This window comes from uncultured Bradyrhizobium sp. (assembly GCF_936943645.1).
Classification (GTDB): Bacteria; Pseudomonadota; Alphaproteobacteria; order Rhizobiales; family Xanthobacteraceae; genus Bradyrhizobium.
The window spans coordinates 16936-33537 of sequence record NZ_CAKZJO010000042.1 but is presented as its reverse complement, the minus strand read 5'-3'; the positions used below and the strand labels follow the sequence as shown (position 1 = coordinate 33537).

At 63.7% G+C, this 16602-nt stretch carries 7 protein-coding genes; 4 read left to right on the top strand and 3 right to left on the bottom strand.

Annotated elements, in window-relative coordinates:
* The first annotated feature begins 89 nt into the window (after positions 1–89).
* Positions 90–1928 carry a long-chain fatty acid--CoA ligase gene (locus tag Q0743_RS05835; RefSeq protein WP_298240630.1) on the top strand — a complete coding sequence of 613 codons (1839 nt, stop codon included), beginning with the start codon at positions 90–92 and terminating at the stop codon, positions 1926–1928.
* Between the two features lie 142 nt (positions 1929–2070).
* Positions 2071–3270: an ABC transporter substrate-binding protein gene (locus Q0743_RS05830; RefSeq protein WP_298240629.1), complete on the top strand. Its 1200-nt coding sequence runs from the start codon at positions 2071–2073 to the stop codon at positions 3268–3270.
* A gap of 150 nt (positions 3271–3420) precedes the next feature.
* Here the strand turns inward: Q0743_RS05830 and Q0743_RS05825 are convergent, their stop codons facing one another.
* Complete coding sequence (locus tag Q0743_RS05825; RefSeq protein WP_298240628.1) at positions 3421–4533, bottom strand: lysozyme inhibitor LprI family protein; 1113 nt, start codon at positions 4531–4533, stop codon at positions 3421–3423.
* A gap of 86 nt (positions 4534–4619) precedes the next feature.
* Positions 4620–5351 carry a transglutaminase-like cysteine peptidase gene (locus Q0743_RS05820; protein WP_298240627.1) on the bottom strand — a complete coding sequence of 244 codons (732 nt, stop codon included), beginning with the start codon at positions 5349–5351 and terminating at the stop codon, positions 4620–4622.
* A gap of 657 nt (positions 5352–6008) precedes the next feature.
* Between Q0743_RS05820 and Q0743_RS05815 the strand changes: the two genes are divergently transcribed.
* Positions 6009–12275, top strand: coding sequence for a VCBS domain-containing protein (locus Q0743_RS05815; RefSeq protein WP_298240626.1), 6267 nt, complete (start codon positions 6009–6011; stop codon positions 12273–12275).
* Positions 12276–12404: 129 nt separating this feature from the next.
* Positions 12405–14630, top strand: a complete 2226-nt coding sequence (locus tag Q0743_RS05810) for a CHASE2 domain-containing protein (RefSeq protein ID WP_298240625.1) — start codon at positions 12405–12407, stop codon at positions 14628–14630.
* A 333-nt stretch (positions 14631–14963) separates the two neighbouring features.
* Here the strand turns inward: Q0743_RS05810 and Q0743_RS05805 are convergent, their stop codons facing one another.
* Positions 14964–16559: an ABC transporter substrate-binding protein gene (locus Q0743_RS05805; RefSeq protein WP_298240624.1), complete on the bottom strand. Its 1596-nt coding sequence runs from the start codon at positions 16557–16559 to the stop codon at positions 14964–14966.
* Between the last annotated feature and the right edge of the window lie 43 nt (positions 16560–16602).

The window sequence follows — 16602 nt, the reverse complement described above, 5'->3', positions numbered from 1 at the left end:
CAAGCTGGCAGTAAGATGAGCCTGCCATCCGCAAATTTAGACCGCCGGCAAGGCAGGCAGCGGAGGCAGGCGACAGGGAGGAGAGGCGCATGGCCCGAACGGCGGTGCTGACGGTCGCTGATACGATCGCAAAGAGCTTTTTGCGCGCCGCCGAGACGCGGGGCGACAGGCCGGCGATCCGCGAGAAGAAGTTCGGGATCTGGCAGCCGACCAGCTGGCGCGAATGGCTGGAGATCTCCAAGGAGATCGCCTACGCGCTTCATGCCTCGGGCTTCCGGCCCGGCGACGTCGCCTCCATCATCGCCAACGCCATCCCGGAATGGGTTCACGCCGACATGGGCGTCCTCTGCGCGGGCGGCGTCTCCTCGGGCATCTATCCGACCGACGCCTCGTCGCAGGTCGAATATCTCGTCAACGATTCCAGAACGAAAGTCATCTTCGCGGAGGACGAAGAGCAGCTCGACAAGATCCTCGCCTGCCGCGGGCGCTGCCCGAGCCTGCAGAAGATCATCGTGTTCGACATGGAGGGGCTCAGCGGTTTCACCGACGATATGGTGATGTCGCTCGACGAGTTCCGCGCGCTCGGCCGCAATCACATGGTCGGCCGCGAGGCGCTGTGGCAGGAGATGATCGACAGCCGCAGTGCCGGCGATCTCGCCATCCTCGTCTATACCTCCGGCACCACCGGCCCGCCCAAGGGCGCGATGCACGCCAATCTCAGCGTCACGCACCAGATGCGGCACGCCAATGACTTCATCCCGGCGCAGGAGGACGAGGATCGCCTGATCTTCCTGCCGCTCTGCCACGTCGCCGAGCGCATCGGCGGCTATTACATCTCGGTCGCGCTCGGCTCCGTGATGAATTTCGCCGAGAGCCCGGAGACCGTGCCGGACAATCTGCGCGAAGTGCAGCCGACCATCTTCCTCGCGGTGCCGCGGATCTGGGAAAAATTCTATTCCGCCATCACCATCGCCCTGAAGGATGCGACGCCGCTGCAGCAATGGGTCTATCGCCGCGCCATCGACATCGGCTACCGCACGGTCGATTACAGGCTCGAGGGCAAAAAGCCGCCGCTGTCGCTGCGGCTCGCAAGCCGCGTCGCCTATCGCGTCGCATTCCGCAACATCCGCCGCATGATGGGGCTCGACCGCTGCCGCATCGCCTTCACCGGCGCAGCGCCGATCGCGCCGGAGCTGATCCGCTGGTATCTCGCGCTCGGCATCGACATGCACGAGCTGTACGGCCAGACCGAGAATTGCGGTGTCGCCACCATGATGCCGGCAGAGCGCGTCAAGCTCGGCTCGGTCGGCACCGCCGTGCCCTGGGGGGAGGTCGCGCTGTCGCCCGAGGGCGAGATTCTGATCAGGGGCGACTTCCTGTTCATGGGCTATCTGAATCAGCCGGAGAAGACCGCCGAGACCATCGATTCCCGCGGCTGGCTGCACACCGGCGACGTCGGCACCATCGACAATGAAGGTTTCGTCCGCATCACCGACCGGATGAAGGACATCATCATCACATCAGGCGGCAAGAACATCACGCCGTCCGAGATCGAGAACCAGCTCAAATTCTCGCCTTACATCTCGGATGCCGTCGTGATCGGCGACAAGCGGCCGTATCTCACTTGCCTCGTCATGATCGACCAGGAGAACGTCGAGAAGTTCGCTCAGGACCACGACATTCCCTTCACCAATTACGCCAGCCTGTGCCGGGCCATGGAGATCCAGGACCTGATCGGCCGCGAGATCGAACAGGTCAACGGCAATTTCGCCCGCGTCGAAACCATCAAGAAGTTCTACCTGATCGAGCGTCAGCTCACGCCGGAGGACGAGGAGCTGACGCCGACCATGAAGCTGAAACGCGGCTTCGTGAACAAGCGCTATGCCGCCGAGATCGAAGCGATGTATCGCCAGCGCGCCGTGGCGTGACGCATGCGCACGCCCCGGAAAAGTGGGAACCGGTTTTCCGGGAAGGGGCATGCGCAAGAAAGAAAAGTCGGATTTGAGAAAGCGAAGGAGCGACGGCCCCCGCCCTCCGCGTAACACGGGCCCTTTAGGAGAGGAGACGTCAATGTCGAAATCGTTCAACGCGTTCGGCCTTGCTGTGAGTGCCGTGGTGCTCACCTGTCTGCCGGCCGCGGCGCAAACCAAGGTCACCAACGAGGGCATCTCGGCAAGCGAGATCGTCGTCGGCACTCACCAGGATCTCTCAGGTCCCATCAAGGGCTGGGGCGTGCCGGTCTCCAACGGCATGAAGATGGCGGTCGAGGAGATCAACGCGGCGGGCGGCGTCAACGGCCGCAAGATCCGCCTGGTGGTCGAGGACAGCGGCTACGATCCGAAGAAGGCCGTGCTGGCGTCGCAGAAGCTGATCGAGCGCGACAAGATCTTCGCGATGGTCGGAGCGATGGGATCGCCCACCGTGCTCGCGGCGCAGGACATCCTGCTCGACGCCGGCGTGCTTCAGCTCTTTCCGCTGACGGCGGCCGAGTTCACCTTCAAGTTCGATCCGGCCAAGCCGCAGGAGCGGCTCAAGTTCAACAATCTGCTGCCCTATGTCGAGAGCACGCGGGCGGCGCTGAAATACATGATGGAGTGGAAGAACTTCAAGAAGCCCTGCATCATGCATCAGGACGACGAGTACGGCAAAAACGTGCTCGATGGCTTCAACCAGCAGCTCACCGCCATGAAGGTGCAGCCGGCCTCGATCACGAGCTACAAGCGCGGCGCCTCCGATTTCAGCGCGCAGATCGCCAAGATGAAGTCCGACGGCTGCGACCTCGTCGTGCTCGGAGCGGTGTTGCGTGAGCCGATCGGCGCCATGACGGAGGCCAAGAAGCTCGGCTGGGACGTCACCTTCCTCGGCGCGACGCCCACCAACGTGATGGAAGTGCCGATGCTCGGCAAGGAGGCCGTCGAAGGCCTCTACGCCGCGAGCGGCTTCGAGATTCCTTACGAGGACACCGCGAAGGGCAAGGTCAAGGATTGGCTCGTGAACTACAAGAAGATGTTCGGCACCGACGCCAACACCCAGGCGATCATCGGCTACAATGCGATGATGACGTTCGCATTCTACGCCACCAAGGCCGGCAAGGACCTCACGGGCCAGAAGATGCTGGACTCGCTGGAGTCGGGCGAAAAATTCCTCGACATCTTCAACTCGCCGCCGACCAAATTCTCCAAGACCGACCATCTCGCCAACACCATCACCCAGGTGCAGCAGGTCAAGGGCGGCCGCTGGGTGCTGGTGAAGGACAATCTGATGTTCTGATGAAGGGCGGCTCTCGCGACACGAACGGTGCACCCTCTCTCCTTGCGGGAGAGGGTGGCTTCGCGAAGCGGAGCCGGGTGGGGGATCTCTGCCCTACGATGCTTTCTTACCCTCCCCCTCCAGGGGTCCCTCCAAGGGAGGGTAAGCGCCCTACGATCCCCCGCTTGCCGTGCCTGAGTTCACCGGCGCCAGCTCGTCCTCGCGGCAGCGCCAGCCGTCGGCAGCTTTGACGAACGCGAAGGTCCGCTGGATGCGCAGGCGCCGCGTCACGTTGAAGGCTTCTGCCGCCCGCTCCTTGTTGGCGGCGCCTGGCTGCGGAAGACCGGTCCTCGCGTCCCAGCAGGTGCCGGTGCAGGTGGAGGCGACCTTGCTACACACAGTGAAAGGCGCCAGCACGGCCATCTCGATCTCGCCGGTGACCTGTGCCTCCCGCTCGGTCACCTGGCTGTCGAGCGCGTAGACGCGGTTGATGCGGAGGAAATTGCCGCAGGAATTGGCCGCATGGATTCGCGCCGCGCAGAAGTCGACCGCGTCGGTGTCGGGGATGCGGGCCGCGACCTGCCGGCCGAACACCTTTTTGGGGTCTCCCTTTGCCGCACGGATCTCGTCGGTCCTGCGCTTCAAATGCTCGGCGAGACAATCTTCCGCGGATTCGAGTTCCTGCAGCGGCACGTTCTCCTTGCCGACGAGATTGCATTTGCGGTCGCGTTCTCGGGTCCACCTGCCATATTCGGCGAAGGCAAAGCGCGCTGCGGTCGGGTCCAGCTTGGCGATCAGAGCGCGCACCTGGCCATTGAGCTCGGTCTCGGCTTGCGCCAGCGCAGGGTCCGCACAGATCAGGGCGCCGGCTGCGGTGTTGGCCGCGAGGCAGTCGAAATCAGGGTCGCCCACGATCGCCGCACGCTCCTCGGTCACCTTGAGCAGGCATGCCTTCACCCGATCGAAATCGTCGGCGCGGACCGCGGTCTGGCCGACGATGCCGCAGCTGAGATTGCGCTGGCGGATCCAGATCGCATTCTCCTCGATCGCGGGCAGGCGATCGGGCAGACGGGCAAGGCGCGCCTCGACGGCCGTGCTCAGCTTCTCGGCGGCGGCGGCCAGTGTGGGATCACCGCAGAACAATTGATTGCCGGGGTCGCGAATCTGCTGGCAGTCGTTCTTTGCAAACAGCGGCAGCCGGTCGGCGAGAGAGGGGGCGGACTGTGCGAACGCGGGAGCGGCGAGCGCCAGCAGCGCAAGCACAGACAGCACGATGAACCGCATTCCAGTCGCCCCCGCATGGAAGGCGCCATGCTAGCGTCTGGGATCGCGCGGCGAAATGGCTTTGTGGCGAATGTCGCCCGAAGGAATCAACGCGCCTCGGCGGCCGCCACCGAGACCTGCACCGGCTCGTCGACATACTTCATCACGGCCGACTGGTAGAGTGTGAACAGCGGTTGGTAGCTCCGCGCAGCGCCATCCTCGACCATCGTCATGCGGCGGTTGTCGAGCATCAGCCAATGGCCGTCGAGCCTTGCTGCGGCAACCGCATGCTCTTCGCCGGCCCTGACGTCGCGCACCACGACGATACGAAGGTCTTCGGCTGCAATGCCTGCCAGCCGCAGCGCGGCCAGCTTGGCGATGGCGTAGTCCTCGCAGTCGCCGGCGCCGCGGGCGAAGGTCGCAAGCGGCGAGCTCCAGACGTCGTCAATGCCGTCATTGGCGGCCCGGATGGCGAGGTTGACGGCGCGGTTGGTCTCGCCGAGCCGCGCCCGGCCGTCGCGGGCGCGGGCCTGGTCGACGATGCCAAGCAGTTTCAGGGCCGCGGGCGAAGCGCAATTGTCCCGGTCGCCGTCGCATAGTGCGAGCTGCACCATGTCGTCGTCGAGCCTGCTCTTCAGGTCCGACCATTTCTGCTGGAGACTGCCGGACGAGATGGCGAAGGCGAACACGCCGAACGGCTCGGCGGATTTACGCACGAGCATTCCGGCTCCCGGCGACAACAATGTGCCGGCGCGAAGCTCGGCGGCCGATCCGAGCAGGACCAGTCCGCACAGGACAAGGATTGCGCGCCAGGCGCGCGAGCGAGCAGCGGTCTCCATCTGACATCCCCTTCCCAGGCTTCGTCAGGTCCCCCTCGACCTCGGCGTGCCGGGCTTTGTTGCTTTCGCGGAGATAGTGCGAGATTGGCCGTTTTGTTCTGCTTAATGCGCCGGCCGGGGGCCCAAAAACCGGGGAACAGGCTGAAACCCCCCTGCTCAAATTGCGTAAAATTTTACGATTCGCGGGCTAGGAGGTGTCCTCTTGCCGCGAAATGGAACCAATTACAGGCACAAGTTGTGGGGAGTGCCGAATCTGGATGCCATGGCTAACGACCCCCTATTTCATGGGGTTCTGTTAGTTGGGTCACAGATTTAACTCCGTATTTGCCGCAGGATGCCGCGGGACCTCGCGAAGGAAAGATGACGCAAGTACCTGCTCCGTGACTATACGGAAAGTTACTTTGGATGACTGGAAATGCGTGGAATCAGGTCGAATTCGACTTCCGAATATTTGATGGATTACTTTCGCTTCTCTCTAGCGGTGCCCAGCCGCATGGCCTCCTTGGGCCAAGTGATGCGAAATCACACAAGCAATAGATGGTATCCCTAAGGACTTGCTAATGCTATGCAAGCTTAGGCGGTCGATACTTACTTAAATTTTAACCCTTTTACGGTGCCCGGTTGAATTACGCTGGCCAATTTGACGGCGCGATTTCCTTGGACGGCCTGGGTTCCCGCTCGCCCGCCGACGCCCATGTCGATTCCTTTACGGCGAAGGCACATGGTCACGTGCCTGAGGGCGCGTTCGTCGTCCCCGACCCCAACCTGATCTTCAACGGCGAATTCAAGCGCACCGGTCTCGATCTCGTGCTGTCCCACGAGGGGCACGAGTTCGTCGTTCACGATTATTTCCGGGGCGACAAGCGCGCGGCGCTCGCCTCGCCCGACGGCGCCCATCTCACCGGCGACATCGTCAACGCGCTCACGGGCCATGTGCAGGTTGCGCAAGCCGCGCCCGGCGCCACTGCGGCCCAGGTCATCGGCCACGTCACCAAGCTCGTGGGCAGCGCGACCGCCGTCCGCAACGGCGTCTCGGTCATCCTGAACAACGGCGACAATGTCGAGAAGGGCGACGTGGTCTCGACCGGCGCGGATTCGACCCTCGGCATCACCTTCATCGACGGCACCGTGTTCGGCCTGTCCTCCAATGCGCGGATGGTCCTGAACGAGATGGTCTACGACCCCAACGGGTCGAGCAATTCCTCGCTGCTGAGCCTCGTCGCCGGCACCATCACCTTCGTCGCCGGCGAGACCGCCAAGCATGGCGACATGAAGATCGACACGCCGGTCGCCACCATGGGTATCCGCGGCACCGCCGTGCTCACCCAGATCAATTTCGTGGTTCCCCCCGGCGGCGGCGATCCGCAGCCGCAGGCGAACTTCCAGGTCCTGGTCGAGCCGAACGGCACGACGGGCTCCTACATCCTGTTCGACAAGATCACGCTGCTGCCGATCGCGACGGTCAATCAGGCCGGCCAGATGATCCAGATCAGCGGCGGCAACGTCTCGATCTCCAATGCGCTGATGTCGCCGGACATTCAGAAGCTGATCACGGACGTGTTCACGCTGAAGTTCACCGACAACAACACCAACACCAAGCTGACCACGAACTTCACCGACACGCTCACGCCGATGAGCACGGACGTGGTGTTCAAGTCGGGCTCCGGCGCCGTCGCGACCGCAACCTACGTCAACCTTAATCCGCAAGGATCTGAGACGCCCAACACGCCCCCACCGTCGTCCACGCGCATCCCCGGCCAGCCGATCGCGCAGAGCTTCGACGCCAGCGGCAACGTGAAGACGGCGTTCGCGTTGACGGAGCGCGCCGACACGACCGGCGACACGCATAGCGACACGATTTCCGGCTTGATCAGATTCGTCGATCAAAACCTCGGCGACCGGCCGACGGTGAGCATCAGCCTCGCTGATGCGCCGAACTACGTCTACAAGGATGCCGGCCAGCACGACGTCACCGGCTCGCTCTCCGCACTGCAGAAGCAGGATATCGCGGCGACGCAGATCCAGATCGGCGTCGTACCCGACGCCGGCAACGAGAACAACGGCTCGGCGGTCTGGACCTACACGATCCCGGACAACGTCTTCGATTTCCTCGCGGCCGGCGAAACGCTGACGCTGACCTATATGGTCCGGGTCGACACCAATTTCGCCGTCAACCCCGAGAGCAAGTTCATCCCGATCACCATCACGGTCACGGGCACCAACGACAAGCCCACGGTCGCGACGGCGGGCGGCACCGTCATCGAGAAAGTCGGCACCGGCAACGAGGCGCTCGACACCATCACCGGCACGGTCACCTTCACCGACGTCGATCTGACCGACCGGCCGATCGTGAGCGCGGCACTCTCGTCCACCCATCCGTTCAAATATCTCGACGCGCAGGGCCACGACATCACGTCGACGCTGACGCCGCAGCAGCTCGCGGCGATCGCCGCCGTCGAGGTGCCGTTGACGGTGGTGCAGGGCGCGGGGAACGGCAACAACGGCTCGGCCACCTGGACCTACAGCGTTCCCGACCATCTGTTCGACTTCCTCGCCGAAGGCGAGACGCTGACCCTCAACTACGTCGTGCAGGTCGACGACGGGCATGGCGGTGTCGTCAGCACGCCGATCACGGTGTCCATCAACGGCGCGGACGTCAACGTCGAGGGCACCAACGACGTGCCGACGATCGTCGGAGACGACACCAATCCGGCCGGTGCGGTGACCGAAGATGATTCGGCCACACTCGCGGCCAACGGCACCATTGCCTTCAATGACCCTGATCTCACCGATACGCACACCGCGAGTTTCTCGCTGAAGTCGACGGTTTCGAGCGCGCATCTGCCCGGCTTCACCGACGGCACGTCGCATATCGGCACGTTCGCGCTCGATCCGGTGGTCGAGAGTCCCGGCGCCAGCTCCCGCGGCTCGGTGGGCTGGACCTTCACGCTCGACGACGACGATCCGGTGCTGCAGTCGCTGGCCGAAGGTCAGACCATCACGCAGGTCTACACCGTGACGGTCGACGACCACCACGGTGGGACGGTCACCCAGGACGTCACGGTGGTCATCACCGGCAAGAACGACGCGCCGACCGTGACCAGCAGCAACGCGGCGGCGACGGGCAAGGTGATCGAGGATGCCGGCCTGACGCTGTCGATCGACGGCGTGCTGGCGATTCAGGATCTCGACCTGATCGACACCCATACCGCGAGCGCGGTGTTCAAATCGTCGTCCTCGGACGCGCATCTGCCCGGCTTTGTCGAGGGTGACACCAATATCGGCACCTTCACGATCGATCCGTCGGTGCTCGAATCCAATACGGACACCAACAACGGCGCGACGCTGGGGTGGCACTTCACGCTCGACAACAGCAATGCGATGCTGCAGTCGCTGGCCGAAGGTCAGACCATTACCCAGGTCTACACCGTCACCTTCACCGACAATCACAATGCGACCGTCACCCAGGACGTCACCGTCACGATCACCGGCGTCAACGACGCGCCCACGATCACCAGCGACGCCGAGGCCGCGGCAGGTCATGTCGTCGAGGACGCAGGCCTGACGCTCTCGATCGACGGCACGCTGGCGATCCAGGATCTCGACCTGATCGACACCCATTCCGCAAGCGCGGCTTTCAAGTCGTCGTCCATCAGCTCGGCTCTGCCGGGCTTCGATGCCGACAGCACGAATCTCGGCACGTTCACGATCGATCCGTCGGTGCTCGAATCCACTACGGACACCGACAACGGCGCGACGCTGGGTTGGCACTTCACGCTCGACAACAGCAACGCGATGCTGCAGTCGCTGGCCGAAGGGCAGACCATCACGCAGGTCTACACCGTCACCTTCGACGATCATCATGGTGGCGCTATCACCGAGGACGTTACCGTGACGATCACGGGCGTCAACGACGCGCCGACGATCACGAGCGATGCCGACGCCGCAAAGGGCGCCGTCACCGAGGATGACAGCAGCTCGCTCACGGCCGACGGCACGCTGGCGATCCAGGATGTCGACCTCACCGACACCCACATGGCGGAATGGTCGTTCAAGTCATCGTCCGTCAGCTCGGATCTGCCGGGCTTCGGGACCAGCTCGCATATCGGCACGTTCTCGATCGATGCGGTGTCGGAATCCGCGACCGACACCGACAACGGCGCGACGCTGGACTGGCACTTCACGCTCGACAACAACGACCCCGTGCTGCAGTCGCTGGCGGAAGGGCAGACCATCACCCAGGTCTACACCATCACGTTCGACGACCAGAATGGCGGCAAGATCAGCAAGGACGTCACCGTCACCATTACCGGCACCAACGACGCGCCGACGATCACGAGCGACGCCGACGCCGCAAAGGGCGCCGTGACCGAGGACGACGGTGCCTCGCTCACGGCCGAAGGCACGCTTGCGATCCAGGATGTCGACCTGACCGACACCCACACCGCGGAGTGGTCGTTCAAATCGTCGTCCGTCAGCTCTGACCTGCCGGGCTTCGGCGCCAGCTCGCATATCGGCACCTTCTCGATCGATTCGTCGGTGACCGAATCCAACACCGACGGCGACAACGGCGCGACGCTGGGCTGGCACTTCACGCTCGACAACAGCGATCCCGTGCTGCAGTCGCTGGCGGAAGGGCAGACCATCACCCAGGTCTACACCGTCACGTTCGACGACCAGCATGGCGGCAAGATCAGCAAGGACGTCACCGTCACCATCACCGGCACCAATGATGCGCCGGCGGTTTCCTATGTGATGTCGGACTACATGAATTTCGACGGCCATACGATCGCGGTCGGCGATGTGCCGACGGTCGCGTCCAACGACGTGACGCTGGACGGCTGGGTGAACTGGAACGGGAGCTCCGATCCCGGCCACGGCCAGATCCTGTTCTACAACGGCAATACCTCGACCACCGGCTTCGGCCTGCTCGGCACCGTCAATGTCGATGGCACGATGGAGCTGCAGATCCTCGCAGGCGGCGTCGAGATCGCCGATACCGGCGTGGCGCTCGCGGCCTCGCAATGGCACAACATCGCGCTGACCCGCGACAACGGCACCTTCACGCTCTATCTCGACGGCAACCTCGAATATTCGCAGGCCTGGTCGGTCAACGCGATCGACGGCAGCCCGTCGAATCCGTCGCACTCCTACATGATGATCGGTGCTGCGAGCGGGCCCGACGCGGCCGGCTTTGGCGCAGAAGGCTTCTTCGGCTCGATCGCCGATGTCAGCGTCTGGACCACCGCGCTCACGCAGGCGCAGATCCAGTCGATCGATTTCACCGCGCTCACCGGCAGCGAAGCCAATCTGGCGGGGTATTACCAGCTCGCCGACGGCAGCGGGACCACGGCTTCCAATACGGCCAACCCGGCCCAGGGCCTTGCCATCGAGGGCGATGCGGACTGGGCCAGCAGCACGTCAGGCCCGGGCGGCGCGCGCGCCGACCTCGTCGAAACCAATGCCGGCCAGCTTGCGCACGGCGTGCTGGCGGTCTCCGACGTCGATGCGACCGATCACGTCACGGTGTCGGTCGACGCGTTGAACGTGACCCTTGGCGGCGTGACGCAAACCGGCAGTGTCGGCGGGCTGTCGCATGAAGCCTTGTTGAACTATCTCTCCGTTCCGTCCGGCGACATCCTCGACGGCACGGCGACCCACGCCCAGTTCACGTGGCAATTCAATTCGGGCGGCCAGGCCTTCGATTTCCTCGCCGCCGGCCAGACGCTGTCGCTGCAATACACCATTGTTCCGGAGGACGGGGTTGGCGCCGGCACGGGCGCAATCGTCACCGTCAACATCACCGGCAGCAACGACGCGCCGACGCTGGCCGATCTCCACATCGGTCCGCTCGCGGATACCGCTGCTCCCGACACCTTCGCCGACCTGACCGGCACGCTGGCGGGCCACGATGCCGATACCGGCGAGACGGCGACGCTCACCTACGCCGTCCTCAATGCTGATCATCATGCGGCCACGACGGTTGCGGGACTCTACGGCTCGCTGACGGTCAATTCCGACGGCAGCTACAGTTACGCTGCCAATGCGGAGGCCATCAACGCGCTGGCGGAAGGCTCCTATACGGATATTTTTACGGTTCAGACCACGGACGTGCACGGTGCGACCGGCACGGCGACGCTCACGGTGGACGTGACTGGCACGGACGATGCCGACGGCCCGGTCATCAACACCGAGAGTTTCCAGGTCGAGCACTTCAACGAGGGCAACTCCGACCTCATCACCAATCTCGTGGTCATCGAGGCCGGAGCTGAGACCCACAACTTCAACGTCGCGGTGTCGACCGCGCATCCGGGCCTCAGCCAGGTCGACTTCTATCCGACGTCCGGCTCGCTTGATGAAATCAATTTGGGCTTCGAGACAGGCGCCACCTACAATCCGACAGGCGCCAGCTCCGATCCCGAAGCCCAGCCGCCGTCCACCGAACAGATCACGCTGACGGTGACTGACAAGACCACCGGCCTGTCCGACACCGTCAACTTCATCTTCAACGAGGCTGGCGACACCGGTCAGGAGGTCCTGCTCGAGGGCACCAGCGGCAAGGACGTCATCTTCGCGACCGATACCAACGACACGCTGACCGGCGGCGGCGCCAAGGATCAGTTCGTGTTCGCGCCGGGCTTGATGTACGACGGCAACGGGCAGCCCGTCACCGAGCTCTCGCATACCATCACCGATTTCGAGATCGGCCTCGACAAGATTGACCTGAGGCAGTTCTCGGATGTCACCTCCATCGCCAACCTCAGCATCACCCCGCAATCCGGCGACATCCTGGTCACGTGGCAGCAACAAGTCCGTCCGTTCGAAGGCGCGCCGTTCACCGAGCACGAATCGCTCCTGCTGAAGAACGTCGTCGGAAACCTTCAGGCCAGCGACTTCATCTTCGGCAGCAGCCACGTGACCTGATCAACGCGGCCACGGCATCGAGTCCGGCGAAAAATCCATCCGCCTTGGCAGCTGGGCCATAGCCAATCGCCCGTCGACGCTCCATGATCGGCACGCCCGGCGCGGTCCGGGGCAGGAAGTTCGACCGAAATGAAACGTCTCAAGATCCTGCGGCGGTGGTTTGCGCAAAAGTTCGGCTTCGCGCGGCTGATGTGCCTTGCGCTGCTGGTTGTGTTCGCCGGCGCGCGCCTGTGGGATCCGCTGCCGATCCAGGAATTGCGGCTGCGCACCTTCGACATGTTCCAGCTGATCGATCCGCGCCACAAGGCGGCGCGGCCGGTCGTCATCGTCGACATCGACGACAAGAGCCTCGCCAAGCTCGGCCAGTGGCCATGGCCGCGGACGCGGATCGCGGATTTGATCCAGAACCTCACCAGCAGCGGTGCGGTCGCGATCGGTTTCGACGTGGTGTTCTCCGAAGCCGACCGGCTCAACCCGGATCAGGTCGCGAGCCAGATGCGTTATCTGGACGATGACACCCGCGCCAGGCTGCGCGAACTGCCGAGCAACGACCAGGTCCTCTCCGACGCAATCAAGCGTTCGCGCGTCGTGCTGGGCGAGACCGGACAGCGGGCGATCTCGTCCGAGATCGACAAATCGCTGCCCTTCACCGGCGTCGCTACCGTCGGGGAGGAGAGCGCCGAGCGCTTCCTGTTCGAATTCCCCGGCCTGCTTCGCAACGTCGCCGTCATCGAGAAGGTCGCGGCCGGCCGCGGACTGTTCACGATCAGGCCCGAGCGCGACGGACTGATCCGCCGCGTGCCGATGATCATGCGTGCCCAGGGCAACATCATGCCCTCGCTCAGCCTCGAGATCCTGCGCGTGGTGACGGGCACGCCGACGCTGCTGGTGCGGACCGACAAGACCGGCGTGCGCGCCGTGCGGCTCAAGGGCGTCGAGATTCCGACCGACAAGAACGGGCAGCTCTGGGTGCATTATGCCCGCCCGGACCCCTCGATCTACGTCTCCGCCGCCGACGTGCTCGACAACACCGTGCCGCCCGCCAGGATCGCCGGCAAGCTCGTGCTGGTCGGCACGTCCGCGGTCGGCCTGAACGACATCAAGACCACGCCGGTCTCCCGGGCGATGCCGGGAGTCGAGATCCATGCCCAGGTGCTGGAGAGCGTCTTGAGCGGCGCGGTGATCTCGCAGCCGAATTACGCGCTCGGGATCGAGCTGCTCGCGGCGCTGATCATCGGCCTGCTCGTCATCATCTTCACGCCGAACCTCGGCCCCGTGCGCCTCGTATTGGCGGGTGCGACCTTCGCCGCCATCCTGATCGGCGTGTCCTGGTTCTTCTACGCCCAGTACCGCTTCCTCATCGACTTCACCTATCCGCTGCTCTCGACCACCGCGGTCTATCTGACGCTGATCTTCGCGAGCTTCGTGCGCGAGCAGCGCCAGCGCAAGGAGATCCGCGGCATGTTCGCGCAATATCTGTCGCCGGAGCTGGTCGAGCAGCTCACGCCGGAGAAGCTCAAGCTTGGCGGCGAGGAGCGCGAGATGACGATCATGTTCTCCGACGTGCGTGGCTTCACCTCGATCTCGGAGAGTTACAAGCACGATCCGCAAGGGTTGATCACGCTGATGAATCGGTTCCTCACGCCGCTCACGAACGTGATCCGGGCGCGCAAGGGGACGATCGACAAATACATGGGCGACGCCATCATGGCGTTCTGGAATGCGCCGCTCGACGACGGCGAGCATGAGATCAACGCCTGCGAAGCGGCGGTCGGCATGCTCGAGAAGATCGACGAGGTCAACAAGGAGCGTGAGCAGGAGGCTGCCGACGGCGGTCACGTCTACATCCCGCTCAATGTCGGCATCGGCCTCAACACCGGCATCGGTGTTGTCGGCAACATGGGGTCCGACCAGAAGTTCAACTATTCGGTGCTCGGCGACAGCGTGAACCTCGCCTCGCGCCTGGAAGGGCAGACCAAGGAATACGGCTTTCCGATCATCGTCGGCTCCCGCACCGCGCTCGCCGCCAAGGACAAGTTCGCGATCCTCGAGCTCGACTTCATCATGGTGAAGGGCAAGAGCGAGCCGGAGGTGATCTACGCCATCGCCGGCCGCGAGGACGTGATGCATTCCGGCGCCTTCCAGCGCCTGCGCAACATCACCATCGAAATGCTCGGCTGCTACCGCGGCCGCGACTGGCAGGGCGCGCTGGATGCGATCGAACGCGGCCGCAAGAGCGAGGACGCGGACACGCTGGAGAAGCTGTTCAAGCTGTATGAGGCGCGCATCAAGGATTTCCAGGTCAATCCGCCGCCGGAGAATTGGACCGGAGCGTACGCACTGCTGACGAAGTAGGGGGGCGGGTGATGTTGGCGTCGCCGGCGCCACATGCTCGCTGTCGTCCCTGCGGAAGCAGGGACCCATAACCACAGGGAGTGGTTAAGGCGCGAGCTGGCAACTCCGAGCCGTCGTCAAACCACGACCTGTGGCTATGGATCCCGGATCTTCGCTTCGCTCGTCCGGGACGACAGCGGTGGTTGACGCGGCAAATTGGCTCGAACGCCAACGACGTCCACAACTCCGTAAGGTGGGCAAAGGCGCACTTGCGCCGTGCCCACGAACTCTTTCCAAACGCCGCATTGGTGAGCACGCTTCGCTTTGCCCACCCTACCGCACCTGCGCCCGCCCTCACTCCATCCCGATCGTCGTCAGGTCCTGGAACCAGTGCTGGGCCTGCACGAACTGCTTGATCTTCGGCGACAGCGCGTGAGGGTTGGTGTCGTGGACGACCCAGACCAGCGCGGCATCGTCCACGATCAACGCATGCGCCTGCGCCAGCAGTTCGTCCTGCTTGGTGCTGTCGAAGGTCTGCTTGGCCTCGTCGATCAGCGCGTCCACCTTCGGGTTCTTGTAGCCGCCCCAGTTGACGCCGACGGGCGCGACCTGGCCGGAATGGAAGAAGCGGACGATGGCGTAGAGCGGGTCCGAGGTGACATAGGCGATGTTGTTGGCGGTGATGCCGGCGTTCATCTCGTCGGCGGCGCCCTTGCGCCAATGCGTATAGAGCGTCTCGAGCTCGACGACCTTGAAGTCGATGTCGATGCCGATCTCCTTGAAGCTCTGCTGCAGGAATTCGTTCATCGGCAGCGACAGCATCTGGCCGGTGCCGCCCTGCGCGATGATGAAGGTGGTCTTCAGCGGCTTGGCCTTGGAGTAGCCGGCTTCCTCGACCAGCTTCTTGGCGGCGGCGAGATCATATTTCAGCTCGAAGCTCGGCTTGCCGAACCACGGACTGGACGGATCGACCTGGCCCTTCGCCGGCTTGGCAAGGCCATTCATCAAACCGACCACGGCCTCGCGGTCGATGGCGAGGTTCAGCGCCTTGCGCAGGCGGATGTCGGTCCAGGGTGAGCCGGGCAGCACGCTCAGGTGATAATTCCAGACATGCGGCGTGACGTTGTCGACGAGTTTCATGCCGGCGGCTTTGAGCTGCGGCACCGCATCGGGCGCCGGCGTCTCGATCAGATCGACCTGTCCCGCAAGCAGCGCATTGGTGCGAGTCAGCGCTTCCGGCATCGGCACCAGCACGATCTTGTCGGCCTTCGGAATGCGCTTCTTGTTCCAGTAGTCAGGGTTCTTGCTGAGTTCAGCGAGCTCGCGCGGTACCAGCTTGGTCAGCTTGAACGGCCCGGTGCCGGAGGGCTGGCTGGCGAACTTGTCCCAATCCTTGCCGAGCTTGTCGTACTGCGCGGGGCTCGACACCAGAAACCACAGCATCTGATAGGGAAAGAAGGAATCGACGGTCTTTGTGGTGATCTCCACGGTGAAATCGTCGATCTTGGCGTAGCTGGCAACGGAGGGCAGGCGGGTCTTCACCTGCGCGCTCTGCCGCTTGTCGAATTGCGGCGCCTTGTCGTTGAGCACCTTGTCCAGATTCCAGATCACCGCGTCGGCATTGAACTCGCTGCCGTCGTGAAATTTGACGCCCTTGCGCAAGGTGAAGCGCCATTTGGTCTTGTCGTTGTCGTCCACCTTCCACTCGGTCGCGAGGCCCGGCACCAGCTTGCCGGGGCGATCGGCGACGTCCATCTCCCAGGCGACCAGCGGATCGTAGATCGTGTAGGCCGTGAACTGATAGGCGCCGGCGCCGCGATCGGGTTGGCCCGTGGTCAGCGGGATGTCCGCCATCGAGATTCCATAGCGTATGACGGTTTCGGCGCGCGCCGAGATTGCGGACAGCGCCAGCGCAAGCACGGCGAGACAAATCGATTGACGAATACGCATGGTCCAGAGCTCCCAGAGGATTTCAGGACCAAACTTGCAATCT

Bases quoted from the DNA above. Each gene is read 5' to 3' on its own strand.
- Q0743_RS05820 (WP_298240627.1), bottom strand. From the start codon at position 5,351: ATGGAGACCGCTGCTCGCTCGCGCGCCTGGCGCGCAATCCTTGTCCTG.
- Q0743_RS05810 (WP_298240625.1), top strand. From the start codon at position 12,405: ATGAAACGTCTCAAGATCCTGCGGCGGTGGTTTGCGCAAAAGTTCGGC.
- Q0743_RS05835 (WP_298240630.1), top strand. From the start codon at position 90: ATGGCCCGAACGGCGGTGCTGACGGTCGCTGATACGATCGCAAAGAGC.
- Q0743_RS05805 (WP_298240624.1), bottom strand. From the start codon at position 16,559: ATGCGTATTCGTCAATCGATTTGTCTCGCCGTGCTTGCGCTGGCGCTG.
- Q0743_RS05830 (WP_298240629.1), top strand. From the start codon at position 2,071: ATGTCGAAATCGTTCAACGCGTTCGGCCTTGCTGTGAGTGCCGTGGTG.
- Q0743_RS05825 (WP_298240628.1), bottom strand. From the start codon at position 4,533: ATGCGGTTCATCGTGCTGTCTGTGCTTGCGCTGCTGGCGCTCGCCGCT.